The sequence below is a fragment of the Campylobacter sp. BCW_6460 genome (genome assembly GCF_001762705.1).
Taxonomy (GTDB): domain Bacteria; phylum Campylobacterota; class Campylobacteria; order Campylobacterales; family Campylobacteraceae; genus Campylobacter_D; species Campylobacter_D jejuni.
The window spans coordinates 33,996-54,828 of record NZ_MJXI01000031.1; the positions used below are offsets into that span (position 1 = coordinate 33,996).

A 20,833-nucleotide genomic window follows, 5' to 3' on the forward strand; every position below is an offset into this window, starting at 1 on the left:
ATCCACAAAAGTGGATTAAGCTTTTTTTGGAGTTACAAGCATATTTACATAACGACCTTCAAAATTTGGCTCTTTGTCACGATTAGCTTCATTTTCTATCATAGTCCAAATTTTTTCAAGCAAAGCTACACCTGCTTCAGGAGTTGCCATTTCACGTCCTTTTAAGAACACACGAAATCTCACATGCTTACCTTGTTCTAAAAATTCTAAAGCATGTTTTACCTTGTAGTTAATATCATTTTGAGCAATTTTTACAGAAAGTTTGATTTCTTTTATATCAATCACTTTTTGTTTTTTCTTTGCTTCTTTTTGTTTTTTCTCTTGTTGATAACGGAATTTACCATAGTCCATGATCTTGCAAACAGGTGGCTTAGCATCTGCAGCTATCATTACAAGATCAAGTCCTAAACGATTTGCAATTTCTAAAGCTTCATCACTACTAATAATACCATAAACCTTGCCATCATCGCCAACACATCTGATTTCATCCGCTCTTATTTCTTCATTGAGCAATACTTCTTTTTCTTTACTCAAAAGTGTACCTCACTCATTTTCTCCTTAACTAATTTAATAAATTCATCCAAGCTAAGATTTTTTTGTTCTTTAGCTCTTCTATCTCTTAAAGCAACGCTACGCTTTGCCACCTCATCATCGCCTAAAACTAAAATCATAGGTAATTTTTGTTTTTCAGCGATACGAATTTTCTTACTTAAACTCTCATTTTTTTCATACACCTCGCTATCAATATTAAGCTCTAATAATTCTTTTTGAATTTCTTTTGCGTAAGCAATATGTGCTTCGCCTATTGGCACTATACCCACCGCAGTTGGTGCGATAAAAAATGGAAACTCACCCGCACAATGCTCGGTTAAAATTCCTATAAATCTTTCAAAAGAACCTAAAATCGCACGATGCAACATTACAGGTTGTTTTTTTTCATTATCACTATCAGTGTATTCAAGTTTAAAACGACTTGGCAGGTTAAAATCTACTTGTATGGTTCCGCATTGCCACTTTCTTTTTAAAGCATCGGTGATTTTAATATCAATCTTTGGCCCATAAAAAGCCCCACCACCTTCGTCAATACCGTATTTTAAACCTTGTTCATCTAAAGCTTCTTTTAAAGCCTTAGTTGCTACTTCCCAAATTTCATCATTACCTATGGCTTTTTCAGGTTTAGTTGAAATTTCCATCTCATAGCTAAAATCAAATAATTTCATCAAATTATCCACAAAAGCTAAAATTTCTAAAACCTGCTCTTTAATCTGACTTGGCATACAAAAAATATGTGCATCATCTTGAGTGAATTCTCTCACTCTAAAAAGTCCGTGCAAAACCCCACTTTTTTCATGACGATGCACCACGCCATATTCAAAAAATTTCAAAGGCAAATCACGATAACTTCTTACATCATTTTGATAAATTTTAATATGCCCCACACAGTTCATAGGCTTAATGCCATATTCTTGTTCATCAATTTGTGTAAAATACATATTTTCTTTATAGTTTGCATAATGCCCACTGATTTTCCATGCATCTGCTTTTAAAAGTTCAGGCCCACGCACAGGTTCATAACCACGCAAACGATGGATCTTATAAAGCATGTGTTCAAGTTTAGATCTAAGTCTTGCACCATTACTTAACCAGATAGGAAGACCTCCTCCGATCTCATCATCAAAAGTAAAAAGCTTAAGCTCTGTTCCAAGCTTTCTATGATCGCGTTTTTTAGCTTCTTCGATAATGGTTAAATACTCTTTTAAACTTTCCTTATCTGCAAAAGCAGTTCCATAAATTCGAGTAAGCATTTCTCTTTTTTCATCGCCACCCAAATACGCTCCTGCAACACGAGTGAGTTTAAAAAAGCGTAAAAATTTCGTATTTGGCACATGAGGACCACGACACAAATCTTCAAATTCACCTTGTTTATAAATACTTACAGCTCCATCAGGAATACGCAATAAAACTTCTTGTTTTAAATCATCATTTTGAAATTTAGCCAAAGCTTCGCTTTTTGTGATTTCATATTTTGAAATTTCAATCTTTGCTTCAGCAAGTTCTTTCATCTTTTTTTCAATTTTTACTAAATCTTCTTCGCCAATCTTACTTTCTACACGAAAATCATAATAAAATCCATCTTCTATAACAGGACCAACGAAAAATTTAGCTTCAGGATACAAGCTCTTAATCGCCTGCGCCATTAAGTGTGCACAAGAATGGCGGATTACTTCTAAACTTTCTTTAGAATTATCAAAATAAATTTCTTTTAAATTTGTATCTTTCACACTTTGAGAGTCAATTATTGTCTCATTATCCAAATACGCAATAACTTCTTTTTCCATATTTTTAACCCTTTGTCACTCACTTACCCTGTGAGTGTTTATAAAGTTCTAATTTTAACTTTCTAAGACTTAATTATTTTTGAAATTCAGCTTATTTTTAAAAAAATCTTAGAATAAATTTAATATTTATTTATAGCTTAAATTCACTTCCAGCATTTAAAATCCCACTATAATACACATAAAAGAAAATAAGCCCCAAAATAATGCGATAAATTCCAAAAGGGATAAAATTAAATTTAGAAATAAATTTTAAGAAAAATTTTATAACTAAAACCGCAACGACAAAAGCAGTGATAAAACCTATGCCTAAAGGAATTAAAGAATTTGCGTTACTCAGTAATTCAGGCTCTTTATAAATACTATAAGCTGTAGCAATAATCATCGTTGGAATGGCAAGCAAAAAACTAAATTCAGCAGCCACTTTTCTATTAAATCCTAACAAAAGCCCACCAATAATACTTGCTCCACTTCTTGAAGTTCCAGGAATCATGGCTAAAGATTGAAAAATACCTATACAAAAAGCTTGTTTAAAGCTTATTTCTTCTAAAGAATTGATACGATATTGTTTATTTTTGTGCGCAAGTTCTATAAGAATAAGCACAACACCACCAAAAATGAGCATTCCAACCACAACCCAACCATTAAATAAAGCATTTAAGTATTTTGCCACAAAAAGCCCTATAACTCCAGTAGGAAAAAATCCCACTGCAAGTTTTAACCAAATATCAAGCCCTTGAAACAATTTACGCCAAAATACAAAAATTACCGCCAAAATAGAACCAAGCTGGATAATAATCAAAAAACTTTTCCAAAACTCATCTATATCAATACCTAAAATAGTCGTACCTAAAATCATATGTCCTGTTGAAGAAACAGGTAAAAACTCAGTCAGACCTTCTATAATTCCAAGTATTAAAGCATATAAATTTTCCATTTTAATCCTTGAATGATAATTGCAAAAGAAAAATTATATCAGAATGGATTAAATGGGGTTTTAACCCCAAAAATTAAGCATCTTTTTTAACAATACGCTTAATAAAATATAATACAACTCCCACAAAAAAGATAAGTGCGAAAAGCTCGCTATCATGAAAATTTACTAAATTTAAAGCTAAAGGATTTTCACTACCACCCATACTTACTGAAAATACAGTAATTCCTGCGATAATTACCCCAAAAATACTTTCACCCACTATAAGCCCTGAAGCAAAAAGCGTGCCTCTTTGCTCACAACTTGCAAGTTTTTCTTCTTTATGAGAATTTTTTGCATATTTTTTAGTCAAGTATTGCATTACAATATATTTTAAAATTCCACCTATAACTAAAGGTATATTTACAGCAGGCGGAAGGTAAATACCTATTCCAACGGCTAAAGGTGGCAAAGACATTTTCTGTGTTCTTCTTAAAATTTTATCTATAATAATCATTAAAATTCCTACAAATACACCAAAAGCCATATAACCCCACTCTATATTGTGATGAAAAATTCCTTGAGCGATAGTACTCATTAAATTCGCTTGCGGTGCTGCTAAAGCCGATGAAGCATCCATACCTTCTCTTGGCATTGCTCCAACAAAACCATAGGCTTGATAAAGCAAATTTAAAACAGGAACTATAGCCAAAGCACCAAAAATACAGCCTACAAGTAAAGCAACTTGTTGCTTCCAAGGAGTAGCTCCGACTAAATGCCCTGTCTTTAAATCTTGTAAATTATCATTCGAAATAGCAGCTGTAGCCAAAATAACACTAGTAGTAAAAATAGCTAATGCTACTGCAAATTTAGAAAGCATAGGATCTTGAAAAAGTTCCACACCTAAAACCAAAAAAACAATAGAAGAAATAATAACACCAATAAGTCCGATTCCAGAAATAGGACTAGAAGAAGATCCTACAAGTCCTGCCATATATCCGCAAGCTGCTGCAACAAAAAAACCTATTAAAACAGAAACTAAAGTTCCAACAAATGAAAATAGCATTTGATAATAAATACTTAAGTTAGCATCTTCAACAAAACTATAAAAAGTAATAAATAAACCCACAACCATTAAAACAAAAAGTATAAAAATACTTTTTAAAGAAAGGTCTATATTTGTTCTTTCATTTTTTTCTTGATTAGTAATTTTAACATTTCTAACAATTTCTTTAATACCTTCAATAACGGGTTTTAAAAGTTCTATTAAAGTCCAAAGCGCTGCTATAGCAATAGCTCCTGTTCCTATAAGCCTTACTTTAGAACTCCATACACTAGAAGCTAAATCTACGGCATTTTTTGCACTATCGAATTCAAAATTTGAAAGATAAGGAGTAAAAATACCCCAAGCTAAAAACATACCTACAAAAAGAGCTATAGCACCTGCTAAACCAACTAAATAACCCGCTCCTAAAAGTGCCAAAGAATATCCCATAGAAAAACCAAAAACCATTTTATTCCAAATAAAAGCAAAATTACTCTCACTTGCAGCGAGTTTAAAACCATTGCTTAATAAACTAAAAATAGCAGCTATAAAAGAGCCTAATGCTATTTCTTTAATACCTTGTTTTCCTTTTTTATTGCTCTGATCTTTATTGGCTACTTTTAAAATTTCAGCTGCGGCTCTACCTTCAGGATAAGCAAGTTTGCTTTCAACCACCATAGCCTTTCTTAATGGTATAGTAAAAAGCACTCCAAGTCCGCCACCACAAAGACATATCATAAAAGTTTGCCAAAGTGGAAATTCACTCCAATATCCACACATAAAAAGCCCTGGGATAACAAAAATAACTGATGATAAAGTTCCTGCTGCTGAAGCTTGAGTTTGAACCATATTATTTTCTAAAATATTTGAAGTCTTAAAAAGACTCAAAACCGCCATGGAGATGACCACAGCTGGAATTGATGATGAAAAAGTAAGTCCCACTTTTAACCCCAAATATACATTTGAAGCTGTAAAAATAATAGTTAAAATGCTTCCCAAAATCAAACCCCTTAAGGTAAGTTCTGGTAAATTTTGTTTTTTGTACATCATTTCTCCGTTTTAAAATTTACTTTCAACTTAAAAAATATTCTTATAAGTTTAAATTTATAATTTTTCTCTAAAGCAAAATAAAATAATACAAAAAAACGCTTATATTTTTATAAATTTTTGACTCAAAAATATCATAAAACAATGAACCAATCATTGAAAAATCAAAAGTTCTTTTATTTTAATTATATTATCCCAGCTACCTCAGCAAAAATCAAACAAATAATACTTATACCCCATATATAAAAAAAGCTTCTTTTGATATGATCTTTAATATTAACCTCTGCTAAACCACAACCTAGCAAAGTTGCAGGCACAACAGGAGAAATAAATGTCGCACAATTTCTTGCTATCACCATGATAATAGCTATAGTCAAAGGTTCAGCGCCAAAAGCCTTAGTTACGCTCAAAACTATAGGCATCACTCCATAAAAATAAGAATCTGTACAAAAAATAATTGCCATTGGAACAGCCAATATCCCTACCATCAAAGGAATATAAGCGCCTAAATAATCTGGAACAAAATTTAAAATCAAAATACCCATTTTCTCCATAATACCACTTTTATCAAATACGCCTATTAATATCCCAGCACCAATTAAAGTAATATACATAAGCATTGCACCAGCACTTGCACGATCTAAAACTTTTTTAGCTGTTTTTAAATTAGGATAATTAAGCGGTAAAATTATTGCAAGTCCTATCATAAAGCAAATATAACTAGGAATAATACCGCTAATTAAAAGCCCAATAACCCCAATAGCTACAAGTAAATTTAACCAAAACCATTTTTCATTATGGTGTTCGCTTTTTTCTATATTTAAATTTATTCCAGACAAGTTACCTGCGCCTGCACCTCTTTTTATTTCTATCTTAGCAATCCAAATTGCCAAAAGAAGGGATAATACCAAACCTACAATCTGAATAGGTATAATATGGTGCCAAAGCAAATTTGCATCCATTCCTATATTAGTAGCCGCTCTTAAAGTAGGACCACCCCAAGGAATAACATTCATAACCCCCATAGCCGAAGTAATAATCAATAACATTGAAGTCTTTCTTATACCTAAACGCTCATAAATAGGTAATAATGCAGGTATTACAATAAGAAAAGTAGAAGCACCTGAACCATCTAAATGCACAGCAGCAGCAATAAAAACAGTAAGAATGCAAACTTGATATACATTAGCTTTCATTTTTGATAAAAATGCATTTAAAATTTTAGTAAAAAAACCACTTGCATTTAAAACACTAAAAAAGAGTATAGAAAAAACAAACAAAGCTGCCGTATCCGTTACGCTTTTGACTCCATCTTTAATAAAAGCAACCAATGTTTTAATATCAAAAACACCTCCTTTAACCCCTAAAGCTGCACCCACGCCAAAACCAAGTTGTTCAAGAATAAGTAAAATACAAGCTACACTAATACTTACACTTATAAAAGCTAATGCTGGAGTAGTATAATCTTTTAGCAAAAGCCAAACTATCAATCCTAATGAGAAAAAACCCAATAAAGCTAAAAAAATTTCCATATCCTATCCTTTTGTATCATTTTTATTCGATAATAAAATAGGATATTTTAAGTCCAACTTATATGTGTTTAAAATTATAGCTTTTTGGAAAAAATATATTTTTTAATGTAACCATTTTAAACAAGAATAAAAAAATAATTTTGAATTATTTTTGATAAAGTATTCACTCTTTTAAATTTACAACTAAAAGTAACGATGGTCAAAATATAATAAGTTGCATAATATTATCAAAACTAAAAAGTCAAAATTTTAACTTCACATTCACTTCACTTAAAAAGTTTATAATGTTATCACTTTACATTGAAGGAGAAATAATTATGAAAAAAAGTATTTTATTCGCATCAGCACTTTTAGCTAGCTCAATGCTTTTTGCAGATAGTCTAAAACTTGAAGGTACTATTGCACAAATTTATGATAACAATAAAACCTTGCTTATTGACTCTATTTATGGCGGACAAATGGCTATAAAAGTTCTACCAAATACCGAAATAGAAATGGATGATTGTGGTATTTTTGGAACAGATAAAGATGGAACTTTTAAAGATTTACAGGTTGGAAATTTTTTAGAAAGTAAAATTTCTTATGGAACACCTGCTACGCCAAATACTCAGGCTATTCCAGTAGCTAGAAAAATTGAAATTCAATGTTATAAAAAAGCTTATTAATATAAATCCCTTAACAAGGGATTTATAAAAATCATTCTTTACTAAACTACTTCATCACCCTTAAATAAAAATTTAAACTCTTTTTTAACAAGCAATTTATAAAATAACACTTATATTTTCATCTAAGGCAAATAATGAAAAAATGGATTTTTATTGTTTTTTGTTTTATATTAGGTTTTATTATTCATATATTTTATATAGGATACACTAACGAACTTTTATTTAATAAATTTATTAAAAACAGCAATCCTGATTATACAATTACAGATATTTACTTCAAAAAAGGTTTTTTAACCTCTAAAGGAAGCTTTACTTTAAATCACTCTCATACACAGCTTTCAACCAAAATCAACCTTAAATTTAATAATTATTTTTTCTTAGATAAAATTATAAAAGGAAATTTTACAAATCCTTTTGATTTTTTAGATGAAGTGTTAAAAAACAATAAATTAGGAACTTTTACTCTCAAATTACACGATAACAACTCTAAAATATTTCTAAATATTAAAGATATAAATTTAAGCAATGAAGGCGGAGATACCATAATAAACGGCGGATATATTGAAGCTTTAATGAATAAAAATTTAGAAATTAAAAACATTAAAATACATTTTGATATGATTGATTTTTCTCAATTTTATACTAAATTTGTATTGCAAAATTTAAATTACGAACAATTTTTTAACAATCCTGTACAATTTTATGAGTTAAATTTATTTAGCGATAGCCAACAAGAGATCAACTTTGATTATCTTGTGCTAGACAACAATAAAATCAATTCTTTTTATAGTAAAAACCAAGTAAATTTTAATGAAGAAAATTCAGCAATAAACTTAAACATACAAGGAAAATCCAATGAAATTGATATTGATCTTAAATCTTTATTGGGTCAGAATTTGAATTTTGACAAAACAAAATTTAATATAACCATAAATAAATTTCTTAACTCAAATTTCAATATCTCTCATTTTATTCAAAAAAATCTTGATCTAAAAATACAAAATTTAATCCTTGAAAAAAATAAACAAAATATCAGTCTACAAGGCAATTTAAATATTAACAACTCTTATCAAGCAAAATTACAAGTTATCAGTTCAGATGAGCCAGATGAAATTTTTCCTTGGACAAAGGATTATGGAGGTTTAAATCAATATTTTTTAAAAGAAAATAATAACTTTTTTCTAAATTTATCTTATGATAGCTTAGCTAATCCTCAGCTAAAAATTAATGGTAGTAAATTTTCAAATATGGATTTAAATTAATGAGCCTAGCTTTAACCTTTCGCCCTGAAAATTTTGATGATATTTTAGGACAATATGAGCTTATAGAAATTTTCAAAAAATTTACTGCTTTACAAAAACTTCCTCATAGTATTTTTTTTGGAACCGCAGGTTCTGGAAAAACAACTTTTGCTAGAGTTGTAGCCAAAGAATTTGGCTTAGATTTTTATGAATTTGATGGAGGAAATTTTAAACTCGAAGAACTAAGAAAAATTTTAGATAATTATAAAAATAGTCTTTATAAGCCTTTAATTTTTATTGATGAAATTCACCGCCTTAGCAAAACCCAACAAGAAATGCTTTTAATTCCTATGGAAAATTACCGTTTAATTTTAATCGGCGCAAGCACTGAAAATCCCTATTTTGTTTTAAGTTCTGGTATAAGAAGCCGTTCCATGCTTTTTGAATTTAAATCTTTAGGGGTAAAGGAACTTGAAACTTTACTTTTGCGTGTACAAGAAAAAATGAAATTTAGTATTGATAAAGAAGCTAAAGATTTTCTACTTAAAAGTGCTGATGCAAGAGCTATGCTAAATTTGCTTGAATTTGTCTTGGTTTTGGATGAAAAACATATCAGTCTTGAAAATCTTAAAAAACTTCGCAACACTATAAATAGTGAAGGTGTTAGCTCAAAAGATACACATTATATTTTAGCAAGTGCAATGATAAAAAGTTTACGCGGAAGTGACGTTGATGCAGCTATTTATTATCTTGCAAGACTTATTGATGCAGGAGAAAGTGCGGATTTTATCGCTAGGCGTTTGGTGATTTTTTCAAGTGAAGATGTCGGAAATGCCGATCCAAATGCTCTAAATTTAGCGGTTTCGACTCTAGAGGCTGTTAAAAATATAGGTTATCCTGAAGCAAGAATTATCCTAGCCCAATGCGTAGTTTATTTAGCAAGCACAATCAAATCCAATGCAAGCTACAAAGCTATCAATGAAGCTTTAAACTATGTAAAAAATAATGAAGCTTTAGAAATACCTAATTATCTTAACAACAATCATCAAGAAAAACAAAACTATCTTTATCCGCATGATTTTGGTGGCTGGGTAGAGCAAAAATATCTTAGTAAAAATTTAAAATTTTATCATAGCAAGGGCTTAGGAGAAGAAGCAAAATTGTTAGATAATTTATATAAATTAAAAAATTATAAAGCTTAATTTTATTATTTAAAATTTACAAAATAAATGCTAAAATCAATATTTTATTTTCAAGGAAAAAGATGATTAAAATAGGAATTTATGGCGCTAAAGGACGCATGGGAAAACAAATTGAAGAATGTTTAAAAAGCGAAACGCAAGCACAAATTTCGATACTTTATGATAAGGGTGGAAATTTAGAAGAGCTTTTTGAAAAAAGCGATGTGATTATTGATTTTTCTTCCCCAAGTGGAACTCATGAGCTTTTAAATTATGCAAGAACTATGCCTAAACCTTTGGTAATAGGTACAACAGGACTTGATGAGAAAATTTTACATTTGATGCAAAGTGCTAGTGAAGTGATGCCGATTTTTTATGCGACCAATATGTCTTTAGGTGTTGCAGTTTTAAACTATCTTGCTAGTAAAGCCAGTCAAATGCTAAGAAATTTTGATATAGAAATTTTAGAAATGCATCATCGCCATAAAAAAGATGCACCAAGTGGTACGGCTATGACTTTAGCCCAAAGTGTAGCAAAAGCTAGAAATTTAGAACTTGAAAAAGTAAGAGTAAGTGGAAGAGATGGCATTATAGGTGAAAGAAGCAAAGATGAAATTTCTGTGATGAGTTTAAGGGGTGGCGATATAGTAGGACGCCATACAGTAGGTTTTTATGAAGATGGGGAATTTTTAGAACTTAATCATACCGCTACTTCAAGGGCGACTTTTGCTAAAGGTGCGATTAAAATCGCTATTTGGCTTAGTAAGCAAGAAGCAAAAATGTATTCAATCAATGATTTTTTAGGAATTTAAAATGTGTGCAGTTGTAGGAGTTATCAATTCAAAAAATGCTAGCACTTATGCGTATTATGCGCTTTTTGCTATGCAACACCGTGGGCAAGAAGCAAGTGGTATTAGTGTAAGCAATGGTAAAAATATTAAGACTATTAAAGCTAAAGGTGAAGTGAGTCAAATTTTTAATCCTGATAATCTAAAAACTTTAGAAGGTGAAATCGCTATAGGGCATAATCGCTATTCTACAGCAGGAAATTCAAGTTTAAATGATGCTCAGCCCATAGCAGCTACTTCGGTTTTAGGTGATATTGCTTTAGCGCATAATGGAAATTTAGTTAATAAAGAAGAGGTAAGATCAAGACTTATTCAAGATGGGGCTATTTTTCAAACCAATATGGATACAGAAAATGTTGTCCATCTTATCGCAAGAAGTAAGCAAGAAAGCTTAAAAGATAGATTTATTGAGAGTTTAAAAGAATGTATAGGGGCTTATTGTTTTGTTTTAGCAAGCAAAGATAAACTTTATGTTGTAAGAGATCCTCATGGAGTACGTCCTTTATCTTTAGGACGTTTAAAAGATGGAGGCTATATAGTTGCTAGTGAAACTTGTGCTTTTGATCTTATAGAGGCTGAATTTATTCGTGATGTTAAACCAGGAGAAATGCTTATTTTTACTCAAGGAAATGATAAATTTGAAAGTATAGAACTTTTTTCTCAAACTCCTAGAATTTGTGCTTTTGAATACATTTATTTTGCTAGACCTGATAGCATAGTAGAAGGTAAAAGCGTGTATGAAGTGCGTAAAAAAATGGGCGAAGCTTTAGCTAAAAAATTTGTTTATAAAGCAGACTTTGTCGTGCCTGTGCCAGATAGTGGAGTAAGTGCAGCTATAGGTTTTGCGCAATATTTACAAATCCCTCTTGAAATGGCAATAGTAAGAAATCATTATGTAGGAAGAACTTTTATAGAGCCAACTCAAGAGCTTAGAAATTTAAAAGTAAAACTAAAGCTTAACCCTATGCGTAAAGTTTTAGAAGGCAAAGAAATCGTAGTCATTGATGATAGTTTGGTGCGTGGCACTACTTCTAAAAAAATCATTTCTTTACTGCGTGCTGCAGGAGCGAGCAAAATCCATCTTGCCATAGCTTGTCCTGAGATCAAATTTCCTGATACTTATGGTATAGATACTCCAACTTTTGAAGAACTTATCAGCGCAAATAAAAACGCTGAAGAAGTGCGTGAATATGTAGAAGCCGATACGCTAAGTTTTTTAAGCATAGAAGAATTAACCCAAAGCATAGGCGATGAAAGGAAATATTCTTTAATCAGTTTTGATGGGGATTATTTTATTAAATAATTTTATTTTAAGTTAGGATTAGGCAAGGTTGCACTTGCACTTCCTACATTTATATTTTGAGTTGGTGGCAAAGGAGTATTTGGTGTATCAATTTGACTTAAAAGCTCTAAAGTTTGATTAAATTCGAAGCTTTCTTCAGGATTTTGCCCTAAGAATTTTTGCATAAATTCTTTTTTAGAAATAGCTTCATCAAGTTCTTTATCACTTCCTTTTTGATAGGCACCGATGCGAAGCAATACTTCATTTTCTTTTAAAAGCGAGTTTAAACGCTTAAATTTTCTTGCCCAAAGTTTATGCTCAGGACTTATAATATCGCTCATTACCCTTGAAGCGGAGTTTTGTATATTGATAGGAGGATAAATTCCAAAGTCTGTTAATTCACGACTTAAAACAATGTGTCCATCTAAGATAGAACGACTTTGATCGGCGATTGGATCACTCATATCATCTCCATCTACTAAAACGGTAAAAAAGGCTGTTATAGTGCCTTTACCTTCTTCTTTACCCGTTCTTTCCATGAGTTGAGGCAAAAGACTTAAAACACTTGGCGGATAACCTTTGGTTGTAGGAGGCTCCCCAAGAGCTAGTCCTATTTCTCTTTGCGCCATAGCAAAACGCGTTACACTATCCATGATAAAAAGCACATCTTTACCTTGTTCTTTAAAGTATTCTGCTACACTCATTGCACAAAAAGCACCGTATTTACGCATCAAAGCACTATCATCGCTTGTAGCAACAATAATCACTGTATCATCAAGCTTTCCACCTAAATTTTTTTGTATAAATTCAGGAATTTCACGCCCCCTTTCTCCTATGAGTGCTACTACTTTTATAGGAGCTTTGGAATTTTTAACTATCATTCCCATAAGAGTGGATTTTCCTACCCCACTTCCTGCAAAAATACCAAGTTTTTGCCCTACACCACAAGTTAAAAGCGCGTCTATGGTTTTAACACCTACGGGAAAAACTTCTTCTATAAGTCCTCTTTTCATCGCATCAATAGGTGCACGCATTATAGGCATATATTTACTTACTTCTATAGCTCCTTTACCATCTTTTGGACGCATAAAAGGATCTACTACCCTGCCTAAAAGTTCATCGCTAACGCCTATTTGCATACCTGCATCACTTATGAAAGCACGATCGCCTATTTTAAAACCTTCTATAAAAGAAAAAGGGCTTAAATAGCTAAATTGTTCTTTGATTTCTACAACCATAGCTAGAGTGTTTAAATTTTCATTTTCATTGGAAACTAACTTCACTATATCTCCAACCCCTGTTTTAAGCCCACGAATTTCTATGCTTGTAGCAGAAATTTTTGTAATCTCTCCAAAAATAGCACTTAAATTTTCTTTACCAAGTTTGGAGCGTAGTTTTTCAAGATTCATTAAAATCTTACCTGTTTAGCAGAGTTTATGAGAGAAAAAAATTCCTCTCTGGTTTTTTCATTTTTCAAGAAAATTCCACGCAAAGCTGAAGTTGTAGTAGTGGAATTAGCTTTTTGTACTCCACGCATTTCAACACACATATGCCTTGCTTCTATGACTACACCCACACCTTTTGCATCGACATTTTCCATTAAAGCTTGTGCAATTTGTTCGGTAAGTTGTTCTTGAATTTGAAGTCTTCTTGCAAACACTTCTACAAGGCGTGGAATTTTGCTTAAACCTACTACTTTTTTATTAGGGATATAGGCTACATGAGCACGCCCAAAAAAAGGTAAAAGATGATGTTCGCAAAGACTGTAAAATTCTATATCACGCACCAAAACCATTTCATTATTAGAGCTTTCAAATAAAGCATTATTTAAAATATCTTTGACATTTTGCGTATAACCACTAGTAAGAAATTCATAAGCTTTAAAAACACGATTTGGTGTTTTAATCAGTCCTTCACGATTTGGATTTTCTCCTATAATTTCAAGCATAGTTTTAACACAATCTTCAAATTTTTTTTGCAAACTTTTCTCCAAAAATATTTTTATTATTTTAATAATAATGTAATATTGCAATTTTATCATAAATTACTTTAAAATTTTATGCAAGTAATAAGGAAAAATTTGCTATGATTGAAAGCAAATTTTATTTTATAAGGAAAAAAACTATGGAAGTAAAGGCAAAGCAACTAGATTCTGTTAATGCGACTGCTAGTGTAAAAATTCCTTCAGGAATGATCAAAAGTGAAGTAGAAAATTTAGCAAAAAAAGCTTCTAAAAGCGTAAAAATGGATGGGTTTAGACCAGGAAAAGTTCCTGTAAGTGCTGTACTTAAAAGATATGAAAGAGAACTCACTCAAGACGCAGAACAAAATCTTTTTAAATCTGCTGTAAATAGTGCTTTACAAGAACTTAAAAAAGAAAGTAAAGAGCTTGTAGGTGAGCCATATTTTGAAAAATTTGATCGTAAAGATGGAGAAATTATTGCTGAGTTAATACTTTCTTTTAAACCTGAAATTAAACTTGAGGGTTATGAAAAACTCATCCCTGAATATCAAACTCCAAAAGTAAGTAAAAAAGAAATTGATGAGAAAAAAGATGAACTTTTAAAGCGTTTTGCTACTCCTGAAGCTATAAAAACAAAAAGAGCTTTAAAAGAAGGTGATTTTGCAAAATTTGATTTTGAAGGTTTTGTAGATGATAAAGCTTTTGAAGGTGGTAAAGCTGAAAATTATGTTTTAGAAATTGGTTCTAAGCAATTTATTCCAGGTTTTGAAGATGGTATGATAGGAATGAAAATAGGTGAAGAAAAAGATATCAAAGTAACTTTCCCTAAAGAATACGGTGCAGCGCATTTAGCAGGTAAAGATGCGGTATTTAAAGTAAAACTACATGAAATTCAAGAGCTTAAAATTCCAGAGCTTGATGATGAAATGCTTAAAAAACTTTTACCAGGAGAAGAAAAAACTAGTGTTGAAGTTTTAGATGAAAAATTAAAAGAGCAAATCAAAAATGAAAAGCTTTTTAAACTTGTAAATGACGAATTAAAAGGTAAATTTGCAGATGCTTTGATTGAAAAATATAATTTTGATTTACCTAAAGGCATAGTAGAACAAGAAACTGATATGCAAATGCGTGCAGCTTTTAATACTTTTAGTGAAAAAGAAATTGAAGAGCTTAAAGCAAGTAAAGAAAAATATCAAGAAAAACGTGATTCTTTTAAAGAAGAAGCGCAAAAAAGTGTAAAACTTACTTTTATTATTGATGAGCTTGCAAAATTGCGTAAGATTGAAGTAAATGATCAAGAATTGATTCAAGCGATTTATTTTGAAGCATATCGCTATGGTATGAATCCAAAAGAGCATTTAGAAAACTATAAAAAACAAGGAGCTTTACCTGCTGTGAAAATGGCTTTAATTGAAGAAAAACTTTTTAATGATATTTTTATGCCAAAAACAGAAAAATCGGAAAAAGCGAGCAAAAAAGAGAAAGAAGATAAATAATGTTTATTCCTTATGTTATTGAAAAATCCAGTCGTGGTGAAAGAAGTTATGACATTTATTCACGCCTTTTAAAAGATAGAATTATTATGCTAAGTGGCGAAATTCATGATGAACTTGCTGCTTCTATCGTAGCACAACTTCTTTTTTTAGAAGCTGAAGATCCTACAAAAGATATTTATCTTTATATTAATTCTCCAGGCGGTGTCATTACAAGTGGTTTTAGTATTTATGATACTATGAACTATATCAAACCTGATGTTTGTACGATTTGCATAGGACAAGCTGCTTCTATGGGAGCATTTTTGCTTAGTTGTGGCGCAGAAGGAAAACGTTTTGCTTTGCCTAATTCACGCATTATGATTCATCAACCTTTAGGTGGAGCTAGAGGTCAAGCCACAGATATTGAAATTCAAGCTAAAGAAATTTTAAGACTTAAAACTATACTTAATGATATTTTGGCAAAAAATACTAAGCAAAAAGTTACAAAAATAGCAAAAGATACAGAAAGAGATTTTTTCATGTCAGCACAAGAAGCTAAAGAATATGGACTGATTGATAAGGTTTTGGAAAAAAGTTTTAAATGATTTCTTTGGAGATCATTTAAAACAAAGGTTTTTTAATGGTTAGAAAAATTATCACTTATCCTAATCCTAGACTTTTTTTAAACTCTGAAATTGTAAATAAATTTGATACAGAACTTCACACCTTGCTTGATGATATGTATGAAACTATGATAGCAAGTAATGGAGTAGGTTTAGCAGCTATTCAAGTGGATATTCCTTTGCGTGCTTTACTTGTGAATATTTTTGATGAAAATGATGAACAAAAAAAAGAAGATTTGCTAGAGATTATTAATCCTGAAATTATTCCTTTAGATGAAGAAATGATCACTTGCACAGAAGGGTGTTTGAGTGTGCCAGATTTTTTCGAAGAAGTAAAACGCTATAATCATATCTTACTTAAATATCAAGATCGCTTTGGAGAATTTAAAGAACTTGAAGCAAAAGGTTTTTTAGCTGTGGCCATTCAACACGAAAATGATCATTTAAATGGACATTTATTTATAGAAAAAATTTCTTTTGCTAAGCGTCAAAAATTCGATAAAGAATTTAAGAAAAAGAAGAAAAATCATAAAAAAGAGAAATGAAAAAACTAAAGTGCATAAGCTTTCATGAAGGCTTAGACATTATAGAGGTAGAATCCACTTTTACAAGAGGTTTGCCAAATTTAAGCATAGTAGGACTTGCAAGTGTAGCGATTAAGGAAAGTATCGAACGCATCAAAGCCACGCTTTTAAGTTGTGATTTTGCTTTTCCTGCTAAAAAAATTACTATCAATCTTAGTCCTTCAGGCATCCCAAAAAAGGGATCTCATTTTGATTTGGCCATTGCTTTATTAATCCTTTTGCAAAATGAAGAATTAGATGACTTTTTTGTAGTAGGAGAATTAGGACTTGATGGAAGTATTAAAAGCACTAATGAGCTTTTTTCTTTGCTTTTGTTTCTCTCTGCTAAAATTAAAAAAGCTAAAATCGTTGTTCCAAAAAGCATAGCGCAAAAAGCTTCCATGATACCAAATTTGGAGGTTTATGGACTTGAAAATTTAAATGAAGCAATAGAGTTTTTTAAAGAAAAAAATTATGAAAATTTTCACTTCTCGCACAATCATCCTTTATTTACAAACCCTTTGCAAATAGAAAATGAAATTTTTTTACAAAATATGGATTTTAAACTTGATTTTAAAGACATCAAAGGGCAGGAAAAAGCTAAAAGAGCTTGTATAATAGCTGCTTTAGGCATGCATAACATCTTATTTGAAGGAAGTCCAGGAAGTGGTAAAAGTATGTGTGCTAAACGCCTTGTTTATATCATGCCTCCTCAAAGTTTAAGTGAAATTTTAATGCAAAATGCTTATATGTCTTTAGATTCAAAAGATTGTGAATTTACTAAAATTCGTGCTTTTCGTCATCCTCATCATACTTCTACAAGAGCAAGTATTTTTGGCGGAGGAACAAAAAATGCTAGAATTGGAGAAGTTGCACTTGCAAATGGTGGAGTATTGTTTTTTGATGAATTTCCACATTTTAACAAGCAAATCATAGAGAGTTTAAGAGAACCTTTAGAGGATTATAAAATTCATATTTCAAGAGTAAATTCTAAAATCACTTATGAAACAAAATTTAGCTTTATAGCCGCTCAAAATCCTTGTCCTTGCGGAAATTTATTTTCTAAAAATCTTTCTTGTGTTTGTAGTGAAAATGAGATTAAAAAATACAAAAATCACATTTCAGCTCCTATTATGGATAGGATTGATCTTTATGTAGCTATGGATGAGATTAGTAAGGATGATAAAACGAGTATAAGTTCTAAAGAAATGAGTGAAAAAATTTTACAAGCTTTTATTTTTGGTAAAAAACGAGGGCAAAAAGAATTTAATGGGAAATTAAAAGATGAAGATTTGAGTCGTTTTTGTGTATTGGAAAAAGATGCCAAAGATACGCTAGATTTAGCAATTTCACGCTATAATCTTTCTTTGCGATCGCTCAATAAAATTTTAAAAGTTTCAAGAAGTATAGCGGATTTAGAACAAAGTCTTAATATTAACAAAACTCATATTTTAGAAGCTTTAAGCTTTAGAGTAAGGAATTAAAATGGAAAATAAAAGTATAGCTATCTTTATAGATGCAGAAAATATCCCTGCAAAATATGCTAAAAGTATTTTTGATATCGCTTCAGATTATGGAGAAGTTATCATTAAACGCATTTATGGGGATTGGACTCAAAAAAATATACAAGGTTGGAGAGAGCAAATTGCTGAATATTCTTTAATCGCTATGCAACAATTTAATTTTGCAGCCAACAAAAACTCAAGTGATATGTATTTAATCACTGAAATCATGTCCATATTTTATGAAAAAAATATAGATATTTTTGTTATTGTTTCAAGCGATAGCGATTATACTTCACTCATTCAAAAATTAAGAGAAAATAAAAAACAGGTTATAGGAATGGGGCTTGAAAAATCTATAAAATCCTATGTAAATGCCTTTAGTGAATTTTTTTATTTAGATAAAGATGAGAGTAAAAAAGAAGATATTTTAAGTAAGGATTATTTAAGAGCTTTAATCAATATCACCGAACAGCTCATCGATGAAAAGGGGCGTGCCGAATACGCACAAATCCGCACTAATATGAACCGCAAATACTCGGATTTTCATCCGCAAAATTATGGTTTTAAGAATTTTCGTGCTTTGATCCAGAAATTTTTACCTAAAATGAAAAAATTTGAAGAAGAAAGAGAAAAAAATATATATTTTTTGGTGAAAAAAGATTATGAAAGCTATTATTGATAATATAAATATTTTAGAACAAAATGCTATAAATAAAGGCTTAGATGATCTTATTTTAATGGAAAATGCGGGATTAAATTTAGCCAAACTAATTAAAAAAGAAGCTAAAAAAATCTGCATTCAACGCAAGATTAAAAAAGTAAAAATACTTTTTTTATTAGGCGGGGGTAACAACGCTTCAGATGGCTTGGTGGCTTTAAGAAATTTAAAACACGCTAAAGCTTATAAAATAGGATTTAAAGAAAATACGCTTTTTAAAAAACAAGAGCAAATTTTACAAAATTATGCTTTTAAATTTTGTAAAAAAGAACCCAATTTTAAAAAATTTCATATTATTATTGATTGTATTTTAGGCACAGGCTTAAATCGTTGTTTAGATGAAAAAACAAGTTTAATAATTCAAAAAGTTAATCAAAGCAAGGCTTTAAAAATAGCTTGCGATATGCCTACAAATTTGGGATTTTATCCTTGTTTTAAAGCTGATATTACACTTTGCATGGGAGCTTTAAAGGAAATTTTACTTGAAGATTTTGCTAAGGAATTTGTAGGAAGGATTAAAATAGCCAATTTAGGCATTAGCTCTAAGAAATTTTACCCTAATTCTCAAGCTTTTTTGCTTGAAAAAAAAGATTTAAAAACTATAGATAGAAAAATCAACGCTAATAAAGGAAATTTTGGCCATATTTATATAGTTGCCAATGCAAGCGCTGGAACTTTAGCAGGACTTGGAGCCTTAAATTTTGGAGCAGGTCTTGTTTCTTTAGTAGCACAAAAAAGCTTCTCACCTCTTTTGATGTTAAAAGAAAAAATTGAAAATAATGCAAGTGCTATTGCTTTAGGTATGGGGCTTGAAAATTTGGATTTTCTAAAAGATGAAATTTTGCAAAACACTCCTTTGATCTTGGATGCAAACTGCTTTTTAAGTGAAGCTTTGCTTTGGTATTTAAACAGAAAAGATGTTGTTATAACCCCTCATCCAAAAGAATTTATAAAACTTTATAAAATGTGCTTTGATGAGGATTTAGATATAGAAGCATTGCAAAAAAATCGCTTTTTCTATGCTAGAAAATTTTCGCAAAATTATGATTGTGTTCTTGTTTTAAAAGGAGCAAATCCTATTATTGTGCAAAAAGAAAAATTATTTGTTGTAAATTTGGGAAATCAAGCCTTAGCTAAAGGTGGGAGTGGAGATGTTTTAAGTGGAATGATTGCTACGCATTTAGGTTTTGGTTTTAGTGCTTTAGAAGCAGCAAAAAATGCTACTTTAGCTCATGGGCTTGTTGCAAAAAAATATAAATTTAATAAAAATAGCTTTGATGCTTTAAAACTTATCAAAGGATTAAAATGCTTGTAAAATTAGCTATACTTTTTAGTGGAAATGGAAGTAATTTAGAAAATATTTTAGAAAAACTTCATAAAAAAACCATAGGGGAAAATACCTATGAAGTAGTACTTTGCCTTTGCAATAAAAAAGATGCTTTTGGTATACAAAGGGCAAAAAAATTTGGTCTTGATACTATCATTGTTGATCATAAGGCTTATAATACTCGTGAAGAATTTGATACGATTTTAGTACAAAAAATCAAAGAAAGTGGAGCAAATCTTACTGTATTAGCAGGTTTTATGAGAATTTTAAGTCCTGTTTTTACAAAAAATATTAAGGCAATTAACCTTCATCCTTCTTTATTGCCACTTTTTAAAGGAGCACATGCGATTAAAGAAAGCTATGAAAGTGATATGAAAGTAGCTGGCGTGAGTGTGCATTGGGTCAATGAAGAACTTGATGGTGGGATGATTATAGCTCAAAAAGCTTTTGAAAAAAGAAATTTGAGTTTTGAAGAATTTGAAGAAAAAATTCATAGCCTAGAACATGAAATTTTACCCTTAAGTGTGATTGAAATTTTTTCTTAAAGAATTAAAGGTATTTGCTTTAAA

19 protein-coding genes are annotated in these 20,833 nt (G+C 30.7%); 12 read left to right on the forward strand and 7 right to left on the reverse strand.

Features of this window, described 5'->3' with window-relative positions; genetic code table 11:
* Positions 1-15: 15 nt before the first annotated feature.
* The 5 genes from infC to AJ881_RS05385 form a co-directional block, all read right to left on the reverse strand.
* Complete coding sequence (infC, locus tag AJ881_RS05365; RefSeq protein WP_002851726.1) at positions 16-534, reverse strand: translation initiation factor IF-3; 519 nt, start codon at positions 532-534, stop codon at positions 16-18.
* Complete coding sequence (gene thrS, locus AJ881_RS05370) at positions 531-2,339, reverse strand: threonine--tRNA ligase (RefSeq protein WP_070282894.1); 1,809 nt, start codon at positions 2,337-2,339, stop codon at positions 531-533. The genes infC and thrS overlap by 4 nt, the downstream gene beginning before the upstream one ends.
* 130 nt (positions 2,340-2,469) lie before the next feature.
* Complete coding sequence (locus tag AJ881_RS05375; RefSeq protein WP_052949949.1) at positions 2,470-3,273, reverse strand: undecaprenyl-diphosphate phosphatase; 804 nt, start codon at positions 3,271-3,273, stop codon at positions 2,470-2,472.
* 73 nt (positions 3,274-3,346) lie between these two features.
* Entirely contained in the window at positions 3,347-5,344 is a 1,998-nt protein-coding gene (locus AJ881_RS05380) for an OPT family oligopeptide transporter (protein ID WP_083259460.1), read from the reverse strand.
* Between the two features lie 182 nt (positions 5,345-5,526).
* Entirely contained in the window at positions 5,527-6,873 is a 1,347-nt protein-coding gene (locus tag AJ881_RS05385) for a CitMHS family transporter (RefSeq protein ID WP_044778726.1), read from the reverse strand.
* Between the two features lie 317 nt (positions 6,874-7,190).
* On the opposite strand from AJ881_RS05385, the gene AJ881_RS05390 reads away from it, so the two are divergent.
* From AJ881_RS05390 to purF, 5 genes are all read left to right on the forward strand, one after another.
* Positions 7,191-7,538, forward strand: coding sequence for a hypothetical protein (locus AJ881_RS05390; RefSeq protein WP_002851849.1), 348 nt, complete (start codon positions 7,191-7,193; stop codon positions 7,536-7,538).
* A gap of 134 nt (positions 7,539-7,672) precedes the next feature.
* Positions 7,673-8,800, forward strand: a complete 1,128-nt coding sequence (locus AJ881_RS05395) for a hypothetical protein (protein WP_070282897.1) — start codon at positions 7,673-7,675, stop codon at positions 8,798-8,800.
* Positions 8,800-9,981: a replication-associated recombination protein A gene (locus tag AJ881_RS05400; protein WP_002861008.1), complete on the forward strand. Its 1,182-nt coding sequence runs from the start codon at positions 8,800-8,802 to the stop codon at positions 9,979-9,981. The genes AJ881_RS05395 and AJ881_RS05400 overlap by 1 nt, the downstream gene beginning before the upstream one ends.
* A gap of 62 nt (positions 9,982-10,043) precedes the next feature.
* On the forward strand, positions 10,044-10,772 hold the full coding sequence (dapB, locus tag AJ881_RS05405; RefSeq protein ID WP_002870671.1) for a 4-hydroxy-tetrahydrodipicolinate reductase: 729 nt from the start codon (positions 10,044-10,046) through the stop codon (positions 10,770-10,772).
* A 1-nt stretch (position 10,773) separates the two neighbouring features.
* Positions 10,774-12,111, forward strand: a complete 1,338-nt coding sequence (gene purF, locus AJ881_RS05410; protein WP_002870672.1) for an amidophosphoribosyltransferase — start codon at positions 10,774-10,776, stop codon at positions 12,109-12,111.
* A 2-nt stretch (positions 12,112-12,113) separates the two neighbouring features.
* On the opposite strand, the gene fliI is transcribed toward purF, so the two are convergent.
* Together fliI and folE are read right to left on the reverse strand one after the other, a co-directional pair.
* Positions 12,114-13,499 (reverse strand): flagellar protein export ATPase FliI, encoded by a 1,386-nt coding sequence (fliI, locus tag AJ881_RS05415; protein WP_002854283.1) that lies wholly within the window; start codon positions 13,497-13,499, stop codon positions 12,114-12,116.
* Positions 13,499-14,071, reverse strand: a complete 573-nt coding sequence (folE, locus tag AJ881_RS05420) for a GTP cyclohydrolase I FolE (RefSeq protein WP_002880936.1) — start codon at positions 14,069-14,071, stop codon at positions 13,499-13,501. Before folE ends, fliI begins: the two co-directional genes overlap by 1 nt.
* Positions 14,072-14,214: 143 nt before the next feature.
* Here folE and tig point away from each other — a divergent pair, with 143 nt between their 5' ends.
* Genes tig through purN form a run of 7 tightly spaced genes read left to right on the forward strand, consistent with a single transcriptional unit; the run spans position 14,215 to position 20,809 of the window.
* Positions 14,215-15,549, forward strand: coding sequence for a trigger factor (tig, locus tag AJ881_RS05425; protein ID WP_070282915.1), 1,335 nt, complete (start codon positions 14,215-14,217; stop codon positions 15,547-15,549).
* A complete protein-coding gene (clpP, locus tag AJ881_RS05430; RefSeq protein WP_002861003.1) occupies positions 15,549-16,133 on the forward strand; it encodes an ATP-dependent Clp endopeptidase proteolytic subunit ClpP in 585 nt (194 codons plus the stop codon). The genes tig and clpP overlap by 1 nt, the downstream gene beginning before the upstream one ends.
* A gap of 35 nt (positions 16,134-16,168) precedes the next feature.
* Positions 16,169-16,696, forward strand: coding sequence for a peptide deformylase (def, locus tag AJ881_RS05435; protein ID WP_002861002.1), 528 nt, complete (start codon positions 16,169-16,171; stop codon positions 16,694-16,696).
* The gene (locus AJ881_RS05440; RefSeq protein ID WP_052859062.1) at positions 16,693-18,198 is read left to right on the forward strand and encodes a YifB family Mg chelatase-like AAA ATPase; all 1,506 of its coding nucleotides are present in this window, start codon (positions 16,693-16,695) and stop codon (positions 18,196-18,198) included. Before def ends, AJ881_RS05440 begins: the two co-directional genes overlap by 4 nt.
* A gap of 1 nt (position 18,199) precedes the next feature.
* Positions 18,200-18,898 carry an NYN domain-containing protein gene (locus AJ881_RS05445; RefSeq protein WP_002826913.1) on the forward strand — a complete coding sequence of 233 codons (699 nt, stop codon included), beginning with the start codon at positions 18,200-18,202 and terminating at the stop codon, positions 18,896-18,898.
* Positions 18,882-20,252, forward strand: coding sequence for a bifunctional ADP-dependent NAD(P)H-hydrate dehydratase/NAD(P)H-hydrate epimerase (locus AJ881_RS05450; protein WP_002860999.1), 1,371 nt, complete (start codon positions 18,882-18,884; stop codon positions 20,250-20,252). The genes AJ881_RS05445 and AJ881_RS05450 overlap by 17 nt, the downstream gene beginning before the upstream one ends.
* A complete protein-coding gene (gene purN / locus AJ881_RS05455) occupies positions 20,243-20,809 on the forward strand; it encodes a phosphoribosylglycinamide formyltransferase (protein ID WP_002860998.1) in 567 nt (188 codons plus the stop codon). Before AJ881_RS05450 ends, purN begins: the two co-directional genes overlap by 10 nt.
* Positions 20,810-20,833 lie beyond the last annotated feature (24 nt).